Source organism: Fulvimonas sp. R45, assembly GCF_030504985.1.
In the GTDB taxonomy this organism is placed as follows: Bacteria; Pseudomonadota; Gammaproteobacteria; order Xanthomonadales; family Rhodanobacteraceae; genus Rhodanobacter_A.
The window spans coordinates 80,212-98,875 of sequence record NZ_JASERU010000002.1 but is presented as its reverse complement, the minus strand read 5'-3'; the positions used below and the strand labels follow the sequence as shown (position 1 = coordinate 98,875).

Here is an 18,664-nt window from a genome sequence, read left to right as displayed (position 1 = left end):
TGGGTAGGTGCGGAACCAACATGAGTGGGGGACACGAGGGGCAACGTGTCCTGCTTCCTGGCTCATGTCCGACGTGCATTCCACATTCAAGCAAGGGGCATTCCATGCAACGAACCAAGATGGCACTTTCGGTGAGTCAGGCGCTTGCGGCCATGGCGGCCGCCTGCCTGCTGGGCTACGGCGCACAGGTGCATGCGCAAACCAGCACGGCGACACCGGCGGACGGCGCGGCGCCATCGACACAGGCCGCGCCCGGTGCCAGCCAAGGCACCAGGAAAAAACCGGGCAGCAAGAAAGTCGTCGACCTGACGGCGGTCGCGGTCACCGGCCAGCTTTCCGCCATCCGCCGCGCGCAGTCGATCAAGCGCGACGCCGTCAATGTCGTGGACTCGGTCTCCGCGGAGGAGGCAGGCAAGTTCCCCGATCCCAACGTGGCCGATGCCTTGCAGCGTGTCCCCGGCGTATCGGTCAATCGCAGCGGCGGCGAATCCAGCCAGATCGCGGTGCGCGGCTTCGGTCCGGATTTCGTCGCGGTGACCATCAACAATCGCCAGATGGCGACGGCATCCGGCTCGCGCGCCTTCAACTTCGACGTGTTGCCTTCGGAAATCATCAGCGTCGCGCAGGTCAACAAGACCGCGTCGGCGGACATCCCGGAGATCGACATCGGCGGCGTGGTCAACATCCAGACGGCTCGCCCGCTGGATTTCCACGGCTACCACGGCGCCTGGAGCGCGGCCGGCGTCAACAGCAACCTGACCGGCAGTTGGCAGGGCAAGACCACGCCCAAGGCCTCGGCCGTGTTCGGCTGGACGAACGCGGACGACACCTTCGGCTGGACCGCCTCGGCGATGTACTACAAGCGCAAGGACACGCAACTCAATACGCAGGCCAATTCCTGGTATGTCGACCAGGACATTTCGCAGTTGTCTCCCGGTCCCGGCACGGCCGGCTACACCAACGTCGCGGTGCCCGAAACCCTGGCCAGCAATGTCATCGACGAGACGCGCACGCGCAAGGGCTTCAGCGGCGCGGTCGACTGGAAGCCGATCGACCAGCTGACGATACGCGCCGACACCCTGTATTCGAGCTACCAGGTTGATCCGCTGGAACACGAGTTCGGGGAATACGGCAACACCGGCAACATCCAGTCGCTGACCACCGATGCCAACAACACCGTGACGAGCTTCACGCGCAGCGGCACGGGCCCGGGCGTGATGGCCAACGACTACGTGATGTCGTATACGCCGGTCTATGAAAAGAGCTACCAGAACGGCCTGAACTTCAGCTACGACATCGACGAGTCGACCAACCTGAGCCTGGACGTCTCCGATTCCAAGGCCTGGAACAAGCAAAGCCCCTACGGCTACTTCCTTGTGATCGGCTCGAAGAACTTCGGCGCCAACCCGGTGTGGACCAACAATGGCGACAACGAGCCACCCGGCTATACCGGCATCATCTCGTCGACGGACCCGAGTACGCTGGCCGCCCACTGCTGCAACGCCGGCAGCGGCAACAACGTCACCAACCGGATCAACCAGTACCAGCTCAACCTGACCAAGAACTTCGTCGACGGCGTGCTTTCGCAGCTGGAGTTCGGCGTGCAATTCGAGGACAAGCAGAACAAGTCGGACAGCTGGGGCACGCCCAACAGCATCCTCTGCAACGCCTACTGCGGCTACACCGTCCCCGTGCCGCCCGACGCGGTGGGGGCCTATGTCTACACCGCGCCGGACAAGGTCCACGGCGTATCGTCGCCGGACCTGCCCGCGCAATGGATCCAGTACGACCCGCGCGCCTATCTGGCCTGGCTGGCTTCGCCTGCGGCATACAACCAGCTGCCCGCCGACAAGCGCGCCGCCCTGCTGGCCGGCCTGGCCGCCAATGGCGGCACCATGGATGCGGCACTCAACCCGGGCAGCTACAACAAGGTGACCGAGCGCTCGAAATCGTTCTTTGCCAAGTCCACCTTCGAAGGCACGATGCGGGATCAGCCCTGGACGCTGGAAGTGGGCGTCCGCTACCTCGACCTGACCTCGACCTCCGTCGCGATCAACCGCCCGCCCGTCAGCTATTACATCGACCCCAACGACACCAGCAATGGCCAGGTCGCCTACGGCCCGCTGGCGCCGCAATCGGCCGACGGCGGCTACCACAAGTGGTTGCCTTCGATGAACTTCAAGTGGAACCTGCTCGACGACCTGATCTTCCGCTTCTCGCTGTCCAAGACGCTGACCTCGCCGGAACTCAGCAACCTGTACTACAACAAGAGCTACGGCGTGCGCCCGAACTCGCTGACCATCTCGCAAGGCAACCCGCAGCTGCAGCCCTACATGTCGAAGAACTACGACATGGGCCTGGAGTGGTACATCAACGACGCCAGCTACGTCGCGCTGGAAGGGTTCTACAAGAAGGTCAGCAACTTCAGCACCCTGGTCAGCACGCCGGTGCAGTTCCTCACCAACCAGGCCGACGGCCAGCCGCTTACCTGGTCGCTCACCCAGCCGATCAACCTGAACTCGTCGAAGATCTACGGCGAGGAGTTCACCTTCAACTACCAGTTCACCCATCTCCTGCCGGACCCCTTCAACGGCCTCGGCATCGCGGCCAACTATACGCACGTGTCCAGCAGTACCACGCTCAGCCCCGGTGTGATCGCCGCCTCGGGCAAGTTCGCCGTGCCCGGCATCGGAAACTCCGCCAACTTCAGCGTGTACTACGAGAAGGGACCGGTGCAGGCGCGCCTCGCCTACAACTGGCGCGGCTCGTACCTGGAGAGCCTGTCCTATGGCTCCGGCGCGCAGCCGGCGACGCGTGATTCCTACGGCCAGCTCGACCTGAGCGCAAGCTACGCCATCAACAAGCACCTGTCCGCGTTCGTCTCCGGCACCAACCTGACGCACCAGCACCTCTACGACTATTCGGTCTATCCGAACCGGTTCCTCTATGCCGAAGCGGATGGCACCGTGTACACCGTGGGCGTGCGCGGCACCTTCTGAAGGGCTCCCCACCCTGTGCGCCGGTTCGAACGATCTTGGAACCGGCGCTTTTTTTGTGGTCCTGCCGGACATGCGCCGGCATCATCGCCCAGGCGCTTTCGCACAGGCGCCCTCGCTTCATCAAAGTGGAGAAGTCAATGAACCGTTCCCTTGGAGATCTGCTGCGTGCCGCCACGCCGTTGGCGTTCATCCTGGCCATCGTGGGCGGCATGGCACCGGCCCTGGCCACCCAGGCGGCCCCGGCATTGCCGCAGATGGGTTTCAACAACTGGAACTCCACCCATTGCCGGCCCGAATTCAACGAGGCGATGATCCGCGGCATCGCGGACAAGTTCATCAGCCTGGGCTTGCGCGATGCAGGCTACCGCTACGTCAATATCGACGATTGCTGGGCCAACTGGCAACGCGACAAGGACGGCAGGCTCGTGCCCAATCCCAAGCGCTTCCCGAGCGGCATCAAGGCACTGGCCGGCTACATCCATTCGCGCGGGCTGAAGTTCGGCCTGTATTCCAGCGCCGGCACGTCGACCTGCGAACCGCTGAAGGAGAACCGCGGTTTCCCGGGCGGCCTCGGCCACGAGAAGCAGGATGCCGCGACCTTCGCCTCCTGGGGCGTGGACTACCTCAAGTATGACAACTGCAACAACCAGCATGTCGATGCCCGCCAGCGCTATACCGCCATGGCCGAGGCCCTGCGCGCCACCGGCCGGCCGATCTTCTTCAGCGTCTGCGAATGGGGCGAGAACAAGCCGTGGCTGTGGGCCGGCAAGCCGCCGGTCAGCGCCGGGTCGTGGCGCACCACCGGCGACATCAGCGACTCCTACGCCTCCATGCTGAAGATCTTCAAGCAGAACGTGGTGCTCGACCGGTACGCCACGCCCGGCCACTGGAACGACCCGGACATGCTGGAGGTGGGCAACGGCGGCATGACCGACGTCGAATACCGCAGCCACTTCAGCCTGTGGTCGATCATGGCCGCGCCGCTGCTGATCGGCACCGACCTGCGCACGATCAAGCCGGACGCGTTGAAGATCCTGCTCAACCGGGACGTGATCGCGGTGGACCAGGACCCGAAGGGCGTGCAGGGCCACCAGGTACGCGACGCGGACGGCATCCACGTCATCGTCAAGCCGCTCGCCGACGGCAGCGAGGCCGTGGCGATGTTCAATGAGACCGATGCCGCGCGCAGCGTGAACGTGGACGCCACCGAGATCGGCCTGCGGCATGGGGCACACTACCGCCTGCGGGACCTCTGGGCGCACACGGACGCAACGGGCGACGGCTCCATCAAGATCGAGCTGCCGGCGCACGCCACCGCGATGTACCGCATCAGCCGCCTCTGAGCTCCACCCGATGCACCGCCACGAGTCACGAGGAGATGTCGCAATGAAGCGCCACCCATGGATCAAGGCCACGCTGGCCGCCGGCTGCCTCACGCTCGCCGCGGCCGGCGCGGCCGGCACGGGCACCGGGAGCCCGGCACCCGCGGCGCCGGCCCACCGCGTCAGCTTCGACAAATACAGCTTCCTGGTCGACGGCAAGCGCACCTACCTCTGGTCGGGCGAGGTCCATCCCTACCGCCTGCCGAGCCCCGGGCTGTGGCCGGACATCTTCCAGAAGATGAAGGCGGCGGGGTTCAACACCGCGTCGATCTACTTTTCCTGGGGCTACCACTCGCCGCGCGAGGGCGTGTACGACTTCAGCGGCGTGCGCGACGTCGACCGGCTGCTCGACGACGCGCGCAAGGCCGGCATCTACGTGATCGCGCGCCCCGGCCCCTACATCAACGCCGAGGTCGACAGCGGCGGCTTCCCGCTGTGGCTGACCAACAAGCCGGTCAAGAACCGCAGCCCCGACCCCGCCTACCTCAAGCTGGCCGACCAGTGGATGACGCAGATCGACCGCGTCCTCGCCCGGCACCAGCTCACCGACGGCCGCGGCACGGTGATCGCCTACCAGGTCGAGAACGAGTACTACAACGGCTCCCCCGCGGGCCGCGCGTACATGCAGCACCTCGAGGACAAGGCACGGGCCGACGGCATCACCGTGCCGCTGGTGGGCAACCACAACGCGACCTTCGTCACCGGCACGGGCGCGGTCGACGTCAGCGGCTGGGACTATTACCCGCAGGCCTTCGACTGTTCGCATCCGTCGCAGTGGAAGCCGGCGCCCGACATGGCCGGGCATCGCTTCGCCGGCGAGCCGCTGTTCACCGCCGAGTTCCAGGGCGGCGCGTTCGATCCCTGGGGCGGCCCCGGCTACGCCAAGTGCGCGCAGCTGATCAACGACCGCTTCGCCAGCGTCTTCTACAAGGAGAACATCGCGGCGGGCGCGACGGCGCAGAACTTCTACATGCTGTTCGGCGGCACCTCGTGGGGCTGGCAGGCGATCCCGCAGAACTACACCTCCTACGACTACGGCGCGGCGATCACCGAAGGCCGGCAGTTCGATCCCAAGTATTACGAGGACAAGCGGATCGGCTATTTCCTCCATGCGGTCGCACCGGTCACCCGGACCGACGCGATGACGCCCGGCCGGCTCGACAACCCCCGCCTGGTCGACCGCGCGCGGATCAATCCGGACACGGGCACGCAATTCCATCTCGTCCGCCACGGCGACACCACCGCATCGAGCGTCGAGACGGCGCACCTGGCGCTGGCGCTGAAGGAAGGCTCCTTCGAGGTGCCACAACAGGCCGGCACCTCGATCGCCATCGACGGCCGCGAGAGCAAGCTGCTGCTGGCCGACTACGCGATCGGCGCGACGCGGATGATCTATTCGACCTCCGAGCTGATGACCGACGCCACGACCGGCGATCGCGACGTCGCGGTGCTCTACGGTCGCCATGGCAGCGACGGCGAGACACTGCTCGGCTTCGCGGCCAGGCCGAAGGTGACGGTGCTTTCGGGCCACGTGGCGCAGCACTGGGACAAGCGCGGGCTGCGCCTGGACTACCGGCACGACGGCCTGGCGCGCGTGCGGGTCGACGGCGGCAGGCGGCCGCTGCTGCTGCTGATCGGCGACGACCAGGCCACCGAACGCATCTGGCGACAGGACACCCCGCAGGGTCCGGTGCTGATGGTCGGCTCGCACCTGCTGCGCAGCGCGCACTACGACGGCGACGTCCTGGCGCTGACCGGCGATGGCGACGGCGATGCCCATGCGGAGGTGTTCGCCGGCGGCGCGAGCAAGGTCACCTGGAACGGCAAGCCGCTCGCCGCCACGCCGACCGCCTCGGGGAGCCTGGCGCTTGACCTGCCGGTGCCGAAGCCGGTCACGCTGCCGACGCTCGATCACTGGACGCGCCGCGCCGGCGCCCCCGAGATCGCCCGCGGCTTCGACGACTCGACATGGCGCGTCGCCAATCTCACCACCAGCAGCAGCGTCACCAAGCCCGGCACGCTGCCGGTGCTGTTCGCCGACGACTACGGCTTCCATACCGGCAACACCTGGTATCGCGGCCATTTCACCGTCGACGCCCGCCACGCCGCACCCGCCGGCCTCAAGCTCAAGGTGTTCAGCGGCGGCAACGGCGGCGCCTACTCGGTGTGGCTCAACGGCCATTTCCTCGGCAGCGTGACGCGCAACGAGACCGGCGCGTTCGGCTTCCCCGCCGCCATGCTCGTGCCGGGCGACAACGTCGTCTCGGTGCTGACCGTCGACATGGGCCACGAGGAGGACTACGACGGCACCGGCGAGAACCGCACCGCCCGCGGCATCGTCTCCGCCGAGCCGCTCAGCGCCGATGCCAGGGCGATCACCTGGCGCCTGCAGGGGGCGATCGCCGGCGAGGACCCGCAACGCGGTCCCTACAACTTCGGCGGACTCTACGGCGAACGGCAGGGCTGGCCGCTCAAGCCCGGCAATGCGGCCGACTGGCATCCCGCGACGCTGCCGGCCGACGACAGCACGCCCGGCGTGACGTGGTATCGCACCCGCGTTCCGCTCGACCTGCCCAGGGGCCAGGACACCTCGCTGGGATTGGAGATCAAGGATCCTCCAGGCCGCCACTACCGCGCGATGATCTTCGTCAACGGCTGGCAGATGGGCAACTACATCGCCGAACTCGGTCCGCAGCACCGCTTCCCGATTCCCGACGGGGTGATCGATCCGCACGGGGACAACGACATCACCATCGCCGTCTGGAAGACCGACGCCTCACCGGGCGGCCTCGGCACCGTCTCGCTCATCGATTTCGGCTCGTACGCCTCGCCGGTCGACGTCAGCACGGTCCGCTAGAACCACGCACCGCGCGGTCGTCGTGCCCACCGCCCCGGCCGGCAACGGCCGGGGCCCGGGTTCCCCGATGGAACCGCGAGCGACGATAAAAGCCTCGCCGCCATTCCCGTTTTCGCGGGAATGGCGGTCTTGGAGTCCGGCCGGAACGGTATCACCCACCGTGGCCGGCGGCACCCTTGTCCACCGAGAAGCGGTAGACAAGGTGGTTGCGGTAGGTCTGCCCCGGCGCCAGCCGGCCCGAGCCGAAGCCGGGATGGTTGGGCGTATCCGGGAACAGCTGCGGCTCCAGCGCGAAGGCGTCGCCCTGGCGGTAGATCCGCCCCGACTTGCCCACGCTGGTGCCGTCGAGGAAATTGCCCGAGTAGAACTGCAGGCCCGGCTGCGCGGAGTACAGTGTCAGCACGCGGCCGCTGTGCGGGTCTTCCACCTTCGCCACCAGCCGCGGCGCAGGCGCCTTGGTGCGGCTGATCACCCAGTTCATGTCATAGCCGTGGCCGCGCAGCAGTTGCGCTTCCTTGCCGTCGCGGATGTCGCGGCCGATCGGCTTGCCCTGGCGGAAGTCGTAGTCGGTGCCGGCCACGGGGCGGAATTCGCCGGTGGGGATCAGCGTGTCGTCCACCGGCGTGATGCTGTCGCCGGGGATGGTGAGGATGTCGTCGTACACGCTGCCCGAGCCTTCGCCGCCCAGGTTCCAGTAGGTGTGGTTGCTGAGGTTGACGATGGTGGGCTTGTCGGTGGTGGCGCTGTAGTCGATGTCCAGCTCGTGGCCGGCCTTGAGCGTGTAGGTGGCGGTGGCGGTGAGCGTGCCGGGGTAGCCCTGGTCGCCGTCCGGGCTGACGTAGCGCAGCGTCACGCTGGGCTCGGGCGACTTCACCACCTTCACCACCTGCCACACCACCTTGTCGAAGCCCTGGGTACCGCCGTGCAACGAGTTCGGGCCGTCGTTGAGGGTGAGCTGGTACGCCTTGCCGTCCAGCGTGAAGCGGCCCTTGGCGATGCGGTTGGCGAAGCGCCCCACCGTGGCGCCGAAATACTGCGGCTTGGCCAGGTAGTCGTGCAGGTCGGGATAGGCCAGCACCACGTCCGCCAGCCTGCCCTGGCGGTCCGGCAGCATCAGCGACTGCAGGCTCGCGCCCAGGCTGATCACACGGGCGGTGAAGCCGTGGCCGTCGTCCAGCGTCACCACTTCCACCTTGCGCCCGTCGGGCATCGTGCCGAAGTTGGCACGGCTGGCATCGGTCGCCGCGCAAAGCCAGGGCGCGGCCAGCAGCGACAGGGAAAGGGCAGCGAGCAGGCGCTTGTTCATCGTGGAGGCCCCGCGTTGGGTGAGGATCAGGCAGGCTCCAACATGAACATATAATAAGACATTCATCAAGCCCGATGCCGCGTGTCGCACCGGCTCCGCCGGCACTGTCTCCGCCGGCGCGACAGGCGCAAGCTATACCTCCGGCTTGCCCGGAACCACGCCATGACCCTGCGCAGCCTCTTCGTCGACTTCAACAGCTACTTCGCCTCGGTGGAACAGCACGAGACGCCGGCGCTGCGCGGCCGACCGGTGGGCGTGGCGCCGGTGGACGCGGAGACCACCAGCCTGATCGCCGCCAGCCACGAGGCCAAGGCCTTCGGCGTGGGCACCGGCACGATGGTGCGCGAGGCGCGTCGGCTGTGCCCCGGCATCGCCATCGTCACCGCGCGGCCGGAGCGCTACGTCGCCTGGCACGCCACGCTGAAGCAGGCGATCGACCGCGCCATCCCCATCGCCCGCGTCGGTTCCATCGACGAGATGGCCTGCGAGCTGGTGGGCCGCCAGCGCCAGCGCGCGGTGGCCGAGCAGGTCGCGCGGCAGGTGAAGGAGGAGATCGCGAAGGCCGCGCCCGGCGGCGCGATCCGCTGCTCCATCGGCATCGCGCCCAACGACTTCCTCGCCAAGACCGCCTCGGACATGCGGAAGCCCGACGGCTTGGTGGTGATCGAGCAGGCCGACCTGCCGCAGGCGCTGCACGGATTGAAGCTACGCGACCTGTGCGGCATCGGCGCCTCGATGGAACTGCGCCTCAACGCCGAAGGCATCTTCACCGTGGCGCAGCTCACCGCCGCGCCGAAGCTGCTGCTGCGCCGCGCCTGGGGCGGCATCGAGGGCGAACGCATGTGGGGCCTGCTGCGCGGCGCCTGGCTGCCGGCGGCGGAGACCACGCGCGGCTCGCTGGGGCACTCGCACGTGCTCGGCCCCGAGCTGCGCACGGGCGCGGGCGCGCTGGCGGTGCTGAAGAAGCTGCTGGCCAAGGCGGCGATGCGCCTGCGCCGCGACGGCCTGGTCGCCGGTGCGATGGCGGTGCACATCCGCTTCCTCGGCGTGGACCAGCGCTGGAGCGCCGACCTCAACTTCGCCGCCACCGACGACAGCCGCGAACTGCTGCGCCTGCTGGCCATGATGCTGGACGAGGCGCGCGCACCCGGCCGCCCGCTGCCCGGTCCCGCACGCGCCGTGCCGCTGTCGGTGAGCGTCACCCTGCACCGCCTCGCCGAGCGCGCGCAGAGCAGCGGCGCGCTGTTCGCGCCGGCCATGCCGCAGCGCGGCGTCGACACGGTGATCGACCGCATCAACGCGAAGTACGGCCTCAACAAGGTCTACTTCGGCGGCATGCAGGACGCGCTGGCGCACGACGCCGCGCCGATGCGCATCCCGTTCAACCGCATCCCGGGGGCGGACGAGAACGAAGCCGGCCACGACCCGCTGTGGCTGCAGTCGCTCAACCGCTTCAAGGCGATCACCGAAGGCGAGCACCGCCGGCGCGAGCAGTCGCGGAAGCGCCGTTCGTCGGAGTGACGCTCGCCCCTCCACTACTGACCGGGATAATCCCGTGTCGCTTCGCACGAGGCAAAGCGAGAAGACGACTCCATTTCCGGTGGCGACCACCTGTCCGGGTCGTCATCCCGGCGCAGGCCGGAGGCGCTTTTCAACAGACGAAGGTCGGGTCATCCAGTAGCGACCACGCTTGCCCAAGCCATACGGCTACTGGATTCCGGCCTGCGCCGGAATGACGAGCGAGAGCGTGGTGTCGGCGCACGAACCACCTGGAAATCATCCCGGGCGTGGCTTCGAAGCCGCCCTCGCGACACGCGTTCCCCGCGCTGCCGCGGCATCCTCGCGCAGAAACTCCTCCAGCCGCGCCAGCCCCGGCAGGTGGGTGGAGCGCAGCATCACCAGCGCGGTCTGGATGCGCGCCACGCGCGCGGGCATCTCGCGGATCGACAGCGCGTCGCGCTGCGGGTACGCGGCCAGCACCGAACGCGGCACCAGCCCCACGCCCACGCCGGCCGCGGCCGCGGCGAAGATGCCGTGGTAGGACGCGAACTCGCGCACGCGCGCGGGCACCACGCGCTGCCGGTCCAGCCATTCCTCCAGCCGGCGCCGGTAGACGCAGCCCTGGCTGTGGTAGACCAGCACGGTGCCGTCGGCCAGCCGCCGGGGCTCGTCCAGCATCGCGCTGTCGCGCGCGCCGACCAGCACCAGTTCCTCCACGTACAGCGGCACGCTGCGGAAGCGCGCCGCGTCCACCGTCTCGCCCACGATCGCCGCATCCAGCGCGCCGGCCTGCACGTCCGCCACCAGCCCGCGCGAGGAAGCCGTGTGCAGGTTCACCCACACCTGGGGATGGCGGCGGTGGAACGCCGCCAGCGGATACGGCAGCCGGCTGGCCGCCACGCTCTCCATCGCCCCCAGCCGCAGGGCGCCGCCCGCTTCGCCGCTGCGCACGGCGGCACGCGCCTGCTCGGCCAGCTCCAGCATGCGCCGCGCATAGTCCACCAGTTCCTCGCCGGGCGCGGTGAGGCGCAGGCGCTGACCCTCGCGGTGGAACAGCGGCACGCCCAGCGAGGCCTCCAGCTGGTGGATGCGGCTGGTGATGCTGGACTGGGCGCGGTGCAGCTTCGCCGCCGCGCGGCCGATGCCGCCGGCCGCCACCACGGCCTGGAAGGTTTCGAGTTCGCGCAGGTCCATGATCGATTTTCTCGATGGATTCATTCGCAATTATTCGCTTTATACGATGATACGCCGCGCCTAGCATGGGCGCACCCCCGCCGGAGCTTCACCCATGCGATCCCCCGTCCCGCTCACCTTCGCCGGCATGGCCGTGCTGGCCCTCGCGCTGGGCATCGGCCGCTTCCTGCTCACCCCGCTGCTGCCGCTGATGCAGGCGGACGCGGGCCTGAGCCTGGTCGGCGGCGGCTGGCTGGCCTCGATCAACAACATCGGCTACCTGCTGGGCGCCCTGCTGTGCACGGCCTGGAAGCTGCCGCAGCGCGCGACCCTGCGCGCCGGCCTGCTGCTGGTGGCGCTGGGTACGCTGGGCATGGGGCTGGCGCCTTCGCTGCCGCTGTGGCTGGCGTGCCGCTTCGTGGCCGGCGTGGCCGCCGCGGCGCTGATGGTGCACGGCATCGCCTGGTGCACCGCGCACCTGCGCGCGCACGGCCGGGCGGGCCTGGAGGCCGTGCTGTACAGCGGGCCCGGCGTCGGCATCATCGCCAGCGGCGCGCTGGTGGCCGCGCTGCACGGCATCCCCGGCCTGGATTCGGCACGCTGGTGGCTGGCCTTCGGCGCGGCCAGCGCCGCGGCGACCGCGCTGGTCTGGCGCGCGCTGGGCGCGCCCGCCTCCATGGCCTTGGCGTCCGTGGCGAAGGGCACGGCACGCGAGGCCGGCCCGGCCTGGCCGCTGGTGGCGGTGTACGGCCTGTTCGGCTTCGCCTACGTGATCCCGGCGACCTTCCTGCCGCTGATCGCCGACGCGCAACTGCACCTGCCCGCGCTGCGCGAATGGTTCTGGCCGCTGTACGGCGTGGCCACGGTGCTGGCCACGCTGCTACTGGGCGCCTTGCCAGCGGTGCGCAACAACTACGCCGGGCTGGCCGGCTGCTGCCTGTCGATGTTGCTGGGCGGCGCGCTGTGCCTGTACTGGCCCAGCCGTGCCGGGCTGGCGCTGGGCACCGTGCTGGAGGGGGCGGCGATCACGCCGGTGGTGATGTACGCTATGCGCGAGGCGGCGCGGCTGGCGCCGCACGATCCCACCCGGCTGATCGGCGCGCTGACCGTGGCCTTCGGCATCGGCCAGATCGTGGGGCCGCCGGTGGCGGCCGCGCTGGCGCAGCGCCTGCACGGCTTCGCCGCGCCGCTGGAACTGGCCACGCTGGCCGCGACGGTCGCGCTGGCGATCGCGCTGTCGCGGGTGCGCCGCGCCCGCAAGCTCACTTCGCCGGCATGCCTCGCAGACTGAGATTGGCCGTGCGCACGGCCTTGACGAAACCGCGGAACGGGACGTCGGTGATGCCGACCAGGCCGATGTGGCTGTTCTCGCCGTCGAGCAGGCGCCCGGTCACCGGCTGGTCGGCGTAATCGAACCAGTGCACGCCCACGATGCCGGGGTCGGCGGCCGCCGCCGCGACGAACTTCGCGTAGGCCGGGCCGCGCTGCGCCTCGTTCCACACGCTCACCACGCCCTTGCCGAACGGGCCGCGGTCGTCGGAGCCGAACTGGAACTCGGTGATCAGCACCGGCTTGTCGAGCCGGCGCATCGCCGCGGCGTCGAAGCCGTGCTGTGGCAGGTCGGCGTAGACGTTGAAGCTCGCCACGTCGCAGTATTCGGCGCAGGCGGCGATGGCCTCGGGCGTGCTGGCCGCGAAGCGTCCGCCGAGGAACAGGTGGTGCGGATCGTGGCGGCGGATCGCCTGCGACACCACGCGGAAATACCGGTCGGCGTAGCGGCGCAGCCACGCGCTGTAGTCGGCGGCGATGGCGGGATGCGCCGCGTCCGGCTCGGGCGCGGGGAAGTTGGTGGCCTGCAGGGCGTGCCACGAGGACAGCGGGATGCCCCACGCGGCCGCGAGCTTGTCCGGCGCGCCGTACTTCTTCTCCAGTTCGGCGATGAAGGCCTGCTTGGCGTCGCTGCGCGCCTCGCCGTGCAGCGTCCCGACGGCCAGCGCCCAGCGCCCCTGCGGACCCGGCGCGGCCCAGGCCAGTTCGTTGTCGGCGAAATAGCCGAGCAGCCAGGGATCGTCGCGCACGCCCTGCGCGGCCTTCGCCGCCGCCGCGTCCGCCGCCTGCGCGAAGCGCGGGTCGAACGGATCGGGCATGCGGCCCCACCAGTCGTAGCCGGTGGCGACGTTGCCGAACACGCCTTCGATGTTCACCGTGCGCGTGTACGGCAACCGATGCTGCGCGCCCAGCGCGGCATCGCTCCAGTTGCCGAGCGTGTTGAAGCCCCAGGCCCTCAGCCGCGCCAGCGTGCGCGTGCGCCAGGCGGCCAGCCAGTCCTTGCCGTCCACGCGATACAGGTTGGCCGCGTAGAAGTCGAACCAGCGGCCATGGTCGCAACAACGGCCCGCACCGGCGCCCTGCTGCGCGCTGCGGTTGTCGCCCGTGCCCCGGAAGGCCGCCCACGCGCCGCTGTCCGGCGGCAGGCCCGCGAACATGCCTTCGCGCCCCTGCACGTAGCTGCGACCGCCGTCCGCCGCCACCGCGTTCACGCCCAGCGAGAAAAAGCCGTGGCCGTCCGGCGTAACCAGCCACCAGCGGCCGCCGGCTTTCTGCGTGTGGAACCAGCCGGTCTCCCGCAGATGGACGTCCAGGCGACCGCCGTAGGCATCCTCGCCGGCGGCCGATGTCGCGGGTGGCGTCCGCTTCACGGCGGCGCGCAGCGCGGCATCGTCGGCGACCTTTTCCGGCCACGTGCCGCGCGTGTACTGGCCGTAGCGGTCGACGATGCCGGCATAGGCGTCGTGCAGCGCCGCATCGCCCGCCACCACGTCGAGCCGGCCGAGGAGGATGGTCTGCGCGGCCTGCGGCGCGGGCATGGAAAGCCGCACGGCGCGCACCATGGAGAGATCGAGCGAGCCCTCCACCGTGGTGGCCACCAGCATGCGCCGCCCCTGGTCGTCGAACGGCATCGGCGGTCCCGCCTGCATGCCGAAGACCAGCGGCGAGGTGGCGTGCAGCGGCACCACCAGGGTCTGCGCGGGGCCGGCGGGCAGGCCCACCACGGCGTGCAGGTGCGACTTCGCGTCCGCGCCGTCGATGTCCACCACCAGGGTCAGCGCCCACGGCATCGCGTTCTGCACCCGCAGGCGAAGCTCGCCCTGCCCGCGCCAGTCCCAGCCGGCCTGCGCCGGCGTCACCGCGATCTGCGGCTGCGCGGCGGGCTGGAAGGTGTAGCGCCGCTGCGCCACGCCGTCCTGCGCGGCTTCCATGGTCGCCGCCCGCGTCACCTGCTGCAGGGCGACATGTGTCGGCGCGGTTGCGAGATCCGCCACTTCCGTCGCGTGCCCATGCCCCGCCAGGCATGCACCCAGGCACAACACCGCCACTCCCGCCATGGTCTTCATCGCCACCTCGCCACGTTGGAACCACTCGAGTATCGCGCCGCCGGCTGAAGCGCAACTGGTTGCGGGCGTGGCGCGGGGTTCAGCACCACGCTCCGGACGTACCCTCTCCTGCCTGCCGGCACCTTCTCCCGGAGGGAGAGGGGCTCACCCGGTGGTGCCGGCGCGGGATTTCAGGCGCGTTGCCAGCGCCGCCACAGCCAGTAGACCGGCGCGCCCAGCGCGATGATCACCAGGCTCATGCCCGCGTCGTGCGGCGAGGCGATGGCGGTGGCGGCGATCACGCCCAGCACGGTGAGCACGAACACCAGCGGCATCAGCGGGAACAGCGGCACGCGGTACGGCGCCGGCTCGTCCACGAACTTCCAGCGATACCAGAACAGCGTGCCGATGCCGAACGCATGGCCCAGCCACTCGCCCACCGTGGTGTAGTCCACCAGCTGGCCGAAGTTGCCCCACAGCATCAGCACCACCGTCCACGCGCCCAGCAGGGCCAGCGCCACCTGCGGCGCGCGCGTGCGCGGGTCGATCTGGCCCACCGCGCGGAACAGCATGCCGTCCGCGCCCATGGTCTGCAGCACCCGTGCGCCGCCGGCGATCGCGATGCTGCAGTAGCCGAAGGTGGAGCAGGCGATGCCGACCGCCATCACCTTCGCGCCGGTTTCGCCGAACAGGCGGCGCATCAGGTCGGCCGCCGGCGCCTGGCTGGCCGCCAGCCCCGCGTGGCCCAGGCCGGTGAGGTAGGCCACGTTGGCCAGCACGTAGGCCAGCACCACACCCAGCATGCCCAGCAGCAGGGCGCGCGGCAGCGTGCGTTGCGGGTCGCGCACCTCGCCGGCGAGGTCGTTCAAGTAGTGGAAGCCGCCGTAGGTGAACAGCACCGGCAGCAGCGCGCCCACGAAGGCGCCGCTGGACACCGGGTGCGTGGCGTCCGCCGCCAGCACGCCACCGAGGTGGCCGTGCGCCAGCGCCAGGCCCACCGCCACCAGCAGCGCGATCGCCGCCAGCTTCAGCACCGCGAAGATGTTCTGCATCAGCGCGCCGGCCCGGATGCCGAACAGGTTCACCCCCACGATGAACACGATCGCCGCCACGCCCACCGGCTTCACCCACAGCAGCGGCAGGCCCACCGCCTGGCAGAAGTAGTCGGCGAAGGTGGTCGCCACCGCCGCCACGCTGCCGGGGTAGTTGATCAGCGCCATCGTCCAGCCGAACAGGAAGGCCGGCAGCATGCCGAAGGCTTCGCGCAGGTACAGGTAGATGCCGCCCGCCTGCGGCCGCCGCGAGCCCAGCTCCGCGTAGCACAGCACGCCGGTGAGCGTGAGCAGGCCGCCCAGCACCCACAGCGCCAGCAGCGGCAGGCCGGAGGCCGTGCGCTCGGCCACCGTGGCCGGCGTGCGGAAGATGCCGGCGCCGATCACGCCGCCGATCACGATCATCGCGCCGTCCCACACGCCGAGGCGGCGCAGGTAGGCGTGGGAGCTGGTTTCGGTCGTCATCCGGCAACCTTGCCTGAGCGGCGGGGTTTCGACCAGTCCCGGGCTCCAGGGCCAGAGACGGCGCGGAAGAAGTACCCGATGACCTAGCGGGGATCCGGTTGCCACATGATCCGGGCGAACTTCCACGCGCCATCCGGCTGCTTCCTCATGGACCGCAGGAAGCGCCCGCGCAACTCGGTGGGCTGCGGCTGATCCTTCGTCACCATGGTGACTTCGAAACGCCCCCACTCCACGGCCGAATCGCCATCGACGACGACATCCAGCACCCGTGGCGCATACCGCAACACCTTCCACCCGCCCTGCGCATAGGCGGCACGCAATGCCGCGCGACCGACCACCGGTCGCTCGCCCTCGCCCAGCAGCACGCCATCCCCGGTCCACAGGGCGGCCAGCGCATCGGGATCCTGGCTGAGGGTCGCGGCGACGTCCCCGCGATGCAGCGCCTCGATGCCGGGCGGCACGTGCTGGCGCGACGCCCCACGGCTACCCGCCGCCACGGCAAACCCGGCGCAACCCAGCGCCAGGACCAGCCATACGCCTGTCGTTCGCATGCCATCCCTCCGGACCGGAGAATCCGGCTGCACAGGAAGGTAGCGGCGAGCCGACGGGTACGCCAGCGAAAGGGGACGGGCGGTGGTGCGGGCGGGCATCGCGGATGAGTGCGCATCCTCGAGCCTGTCCAAATCTCCCCTTGGCTGCCGTCCGTGAAGAAAACCCGCGCTGGCGTGTATACAGTCGGGAAGGCGGCCCTCCGGCCCGCCCGCGAGGGAATTGCATGAATCACCTGATCCGATACGCGGCCATGGGCATGCTGTCCGCGCTGGCGCTGGGCGGCTGCCATACCTCCGACGTCGCCCCGGGCATGTCGGGCAGGGCCAGTCCCGACCTGACCCTGGAGATCTACAGCGTGCCGGCCGACCGGACCCAGGCCATCGAGGACGCGCTGGACAAGGCCCTGGGTGGCATCGACGCCAAGCTGTTCGGCGGCGCTCGCGCCAGCATCACCGCAGCCGGCCCGGGCAAATTGCTGGTGTACGCCCCGCGCGATGCGCAGGCCTCGATCGGCAAGGTGATCGACACACTGGGCGCGGCGACGAAACAGGCGGCGCCGATCCAGGTGGGCGTGCATTTCTGGGTGATCGACGGCGAACCGGGAAGCGGCGACGACGATCCGATGTTGAAGCAACTCGCAGGCAACCTCGACCCGCTGCGCCAGGTATCGGGCCCGATGCATTTCCGCCTCGACCAGGCTGCAACCCTCGTGGGGACCAGCGGCGAAGACGGTTCGCTGGATACCGGCAACAAAGAAGCGCCCGAGCGCGCCTTCTCGTTTCGCATCGGCGCCGTGAGCAACGAGACCGCCAGGCTCCAGCTCAACTATCTCGACACCGGCGCGCACGGGCTGAACAAGCTGCACACCTTCATCGACGCCACGTTCGGCCAGTACATCGTGCTGGCGCAGGCACCCGGCCCTTGCCGGCAACCCGCAACCGACACGACGCCCGCAGGCTGCGCCAATGGCTCCGCGATGCGCCTCCTCGTCGTCCGCGTGGACCGCCTGCACGACAAAGCGTGAGCTTGGCGCATGCTGCGCGAGGATGCGCTGTACGCCAGTTACCGCCGGCTGGAACGTCCCCTGTACAACGTGCTGTACCGCCAGCTGTGGCAGGCCGAGGATTGCCAGGACGTGATCCACGACGCCTTCGTGCGCGTGTGGGAGCGACGCGCGAAGGTGGACGAGGCCACGCTCGACGCGCTGGTCTGGACCACCGCGCTCAACCTGGCGCGGAACCGGCTGCGCTGGCGCAGGCTGTGGCGGCAGGCGCCGCTGGACGAGGCGGAGGCCATGATGGAGGGCGCGGGCGACACGGATTTCCTTGCCACCCGCCGCCTGCGTCAGGCTTTGCGCGAGCTGCCCGCCGCCATGCGCGACGTGCTGCTGCTGGCCGAGTTCAGCGGCCTGCGCGGGGCGGAGATCGCCGCCGTGCTGGGCATTCCCGCCGGCACCGTGGCCTCGCACAAGCACCACGCCATGGAGCGGCTGAAAGCCCTGCTGGGAGAACCCGTCGATGCGTGAACTCGAACGCCTGCTGCCCGAACTCGCCCCGCCGCCCGGCGGGCTGGCGCGCCTGCAACACAGCCTGCAGGCGCGCCGCAAGCCGCTGCGGCCGCTCGCATGGTGCTGGCTGCCCGCGGCCGCCGGCACCTGCGCGCTGGCGCTGCTGGCGCTCGCCTGGCTGCCCGGCGCCGTGCGGCAGCGGGAGCAGACCGCCGCACTGGCGCGCGTGCTGCGCCAGGCCATGGCGCCACCGCCCGGCGGCATCCAGGTCGTCCACGGCGCCGCGCTCGCCCTGCCCAGCGGCCAGGCCGACGTGCGCATCTACCTGGTGCAGACGACCGCTGCCGGCGGCGACCATGACGATCGTTGATTGACAGCCGCGCGCCTGCGCCCAACACTCCACGCCGTGCCGAGGGGTGCTGCGACGGACGCACGGTCCGCCACGCTCGGCGACGACTCCCATGTCCAAGGGCGCCCACCTCACGATCCCGGAGGTG

General features: G+C 69.7%; 13 protein-coding genes and 1 riboswitch. Of the genes, 8 read left to right on the top strand and 5 right to left on the bottom strand.

The window, feature by feature from the left end; genetic code table 11:
- Positions 1 to 104 precede the first annotated feature (104 nt).
- The 3 genes from QMK61_RS02040 to QMK61_RS02030 all read left to right on the top strand — a co-directional run bounded on the left by QMK61_RS02040 (position 105) and on the right by QMK61_RS02030 (position 7,238).
- On the top strand, positions 105 to 2,999 hold the full coding sequence (locus tag QMK61_RS02040) for a TonB-dependent receptor (RefSeq protein ID WP_302070074.1): 2,895 nt from the start codon (positions 105 to 107) through the stop codon (positions 2,997 to 2,999).
- Positions 3,000 to 3,136: 137 nt separating this feature from the next.
- Positions 3,137 to 4,342 carry a glycoside hydrolase family 27 protein gene (locus QMK61_RS02035; protein WP_302070072.1) on the top strand — a complete coding sequence of 402 codons (1,206 nt, stop codon included), beginning with the start codon at positions 3,137 to 3,139 and terminating at the stop codon, positions 4,340 to 4,342.
- Between the two features lie 43 nt (positions 4,343 to 4,385).
- Complete coding sequence (locus QMK61_RS02030; protein WP_302070071.1) at positions 4,386 to 7,238, top strand: beta-galactosidase; 2,853 nt, start codon at positions 4,386 to 4,388, stop codon at positions 7,236 to 7,238.
- A 151-nt stretch (positions 7,239 to 7,389) separates the two neighbouring features.
- Here QMK61_RS02030 and QMK61_RS02025 read toward each other — a convergent pair whose 3' ends face one another.
- Positions 7,390 to 8,544: an aldose epimerase family protein gene (locus QMK61_RS02025; RefSeq protein ID WP_302070070.1), complete on the bottom strand. Its 1,155-nt coding sequence runs from the start codon at positions 8,542 to 8,544 to the stop codon at positions 7,390 to 7,392.
- 162 nt (positions 8,545 to 8,706) lie between these two features.
- Here QMK61_RS02025 and QMK61_RS02020 point away from each other — a divergent pair, with 162 nt between their 5' ends.
- Positions 8,707 to 10,065, top strand: coding sequence for a hypothetical protein (locus QMK61_RS02020; RefSeq protein ID WP_302070069.1), 1,359 nt, complete (start codon positions 8,707 to 8,709; stop codon positions 10,063 to 10,065).
- 255 nt (positions 10,066 to 10,320) lie between these two features.
- Here QMK61_RS02020 and QMK61_RS02015 read toward each other — a convergent pair whose 3' ends face one another.
- Positions 10,321 to 11,238, bottom strand: a complete 918-nt coding sequence (locus QMK61_RS02015) for a LysR substrate-binding domain-containing protein (RefSeq protein ID WP_302070067.1) — start codon at positions 11,236 to 11,238, stop codon at positions 10,321 to 10,323.
- A 94-nt stretch (positions 11,239 to 11,332) separates the two neighbouring features.
- Between QMK61_RS02015 and QMK61_RS02010 the strand changes: the two genes are divergently transcribed.
- A complete protein-coding gene (locus QMK61_RS02010; protein WP_302070065.1) occupies positions 11,333 to 12,508 on the top strand; it encodes a YbfB/YjiJ family MFS transporter in 1,176 nt (391 codons plus the stop codon).
- On the opposite strand, the gene QMK61_RS02005 is transcribed toward QMK61_RS02010, so the two are convergent.
- The 3 genes from QMK61_RS02005 to QMK61_RS01995 all read right to left on the bottom strand — a co-directional run bounded on the left by QMK61_RS02005 (position 12,480) and on the right by QMK61_RS01995 (position 16,659).
- Entirely contained in the window at positions 12,480 to 14,477 is a 1,998-nt protein-coding gene (locus QMK61_RS02005; RefSeq protein WP_345783609.1) for a beta-agarase, read from the bottom strand. The two genes, QMK61_RS02010 and QMK61_RS02005, sit on opposite strands and share 29 nt — an antisense overlap.
- Positions 14,478 to 14,782: 305 nt before the next feature.
- Positions 14,783 to 16,108, bottom strand: coding sequence for an amino acid permease (locus tag QMK61_RS02000; protein ID WP_302070063.1), 1,326 nt, complete (start codon positions 16,106 to 16,108; stop codon positions 14,783 to 14,785).
- An 83-nt stretch (positions 16,109 to 16,191) separates the two neighbouring features.
- The gene (locus QMK61_RS01995; protein ID WP_302070062.1) at positions 16,192 to 16,659 is read right to left on the bottom strand and encodes a nuclear transport factor 2 family protein; all 468 of its coding nucleotides are present in this window, start codon (positions 16,657 to 16,659) and stop codon (positions 16,192 to 16,194) included.
- 224 nt (positions 16,660 to 16,883) lie between these two features.
- On the opposite strand from QMK61_RS01995, the gene QMK61_RS01990 reads away from it, so the two are divergent.
- The 3 genes from QMK61_RS01990 to QMK61_RS01980 are packed head-to-tail and all read left to right on the top strand — an operon-like array spanning position 16,884 to position 18,537.
- Positions 16,884 to 17,684 carry a hypothetical protein gene (locus QMK61_RS01990; RefSeq protein ID WP_302070061.1) on the top strand — a complete coding sequence of 267 codons (801 nt, stop codon included), beginning with the start codon at positions 16,884 to 16,886 and terminating at the stop codon, positions 17,682 to 17,684.
- 9 nt (positions 17,685 to 17,693) lie between these two features.
- Positions 17,694 to 18,185: an RNA polymerase sigma factor gene (locus QMK61_RS01985; protein WP_302070060.1), complete on the top strand. Its 492-nt coding sequence runs from the start codon at positions 17,694 to 17,696 to the stop codon at positions 18,183 to 18,185.
- Positions 18,178 to 18,537, top strand: a complete 360-nt coding sequence (locus QMK61_RS01980; RefSeq protein ID WP_302070059.1) for a hypothetical protein — start codon at positions 18,178 to 18,180, stop codon at positions 18,535 to 18,537. The genes QMK61_RS01985 and QMK61_RS01980 overlap by 8 nt, the downstream gene beginning before the upstream one ends.
- Positions 18,538 to 18,572: 35 nt before the next feature.
- Positions 18,573 to 18,651, top strand: a riboswitch (S-adenosyl-L-homocysteine riboswitch).
- The last annotated feature ends 13 nt before the right edge of the window (positions 18,652 to 18,664 follow it).

Coding starts and splice junctions, on each gene's coding strand:
- QMK61_RS01995 (WP_302070062.1), bottom strand. CDS start 16,659: ATGCGAACGACAGGCGTATGGCTGGTCCTGGCGCTGGGTTGCGCCGGG.
- QMK61_RS01980 (WP_302070059.1), top strand. CDS start 18,178: ATGCGTGAACTCGAACGCCTGCTGCCCGAACTCGCCCCGCCGCCCGGC.
- QMK61_RS02015 (WP_302070067.1), bottom strand. CDS start 11,238: ATGGACCTGCGCGAACTCGAAACCTTCCAGGCCGTGGTGGCGGCCGGC.
- QMK61_RS02010 (WP_302070065.1), top strand. CDS start 11,333: ATGCGATCCCCCGTCCCGCTCACCTTCGCCGGCATGGCCGTGCTGGCC.
- QMK61_RS02035 (WP_302070072.1), top strand. CDS start 3,137: ATGAACCGTTCCCTTGGAGATCTGCTGCGTGCCGCCACGCCGTTGGCG.
- QMK61_RS02040 (WP_302070074.1), top strand. CDS start 105: ATGCAACGAACCAAGATGGCACTTTCGGTGAGTCAGGCGCTTGCGGCC.
- QMK61_RS01990 (WP_302070061.1), top strand. CDS start 16,884: ATGAATCACCTGATCCGATACGCGGCCATGGGCATGCTGTCCGCGCTG.
- QMK61_RS02000 (WP_302070063.1), bottom strand. CDS start 16,108: ATGACGACCGAAACCAGCTCCCACGCCTACCTGCGCCGCCTCGGCGTG.
- QMK61_RS02005 (WP_345783609.1), bottom strand. CDS start 14,477: ATGGAAGCCGCGCAGGACGGCGTGGCGCAGCGGCGCTACACCTTCCAG.
- QMK61_RS02030 (WP_302070071.1), top strand. CDS start 4,386: ATGAAGCGCCACCCATGGATCAAGGCCACGCTGGCCGCCGGCTGCCTC.
- QMK61_RS01985 (WP_302070060.1), top strand. CDS start 17,694: ATGCTGCGCGAGGATGCGCTGTACGCCAGTTACCGCCGGCTGGAACGT.
- QMK61_RS02020 (WP_302070069.1), top strand. CDS start 8,707: ATGACCCTGCGCAGCCTCTTCGTCGACTTCAACAGCTACTTCGCCTCG.
- QMK61_RS02025 (WP_302070070.1), bottom strand. CDS start 8,544: ATGAACAAGCGCCTGCTCGCTGCCCTTTCCCTGTCGCTGCTGGCCGCG.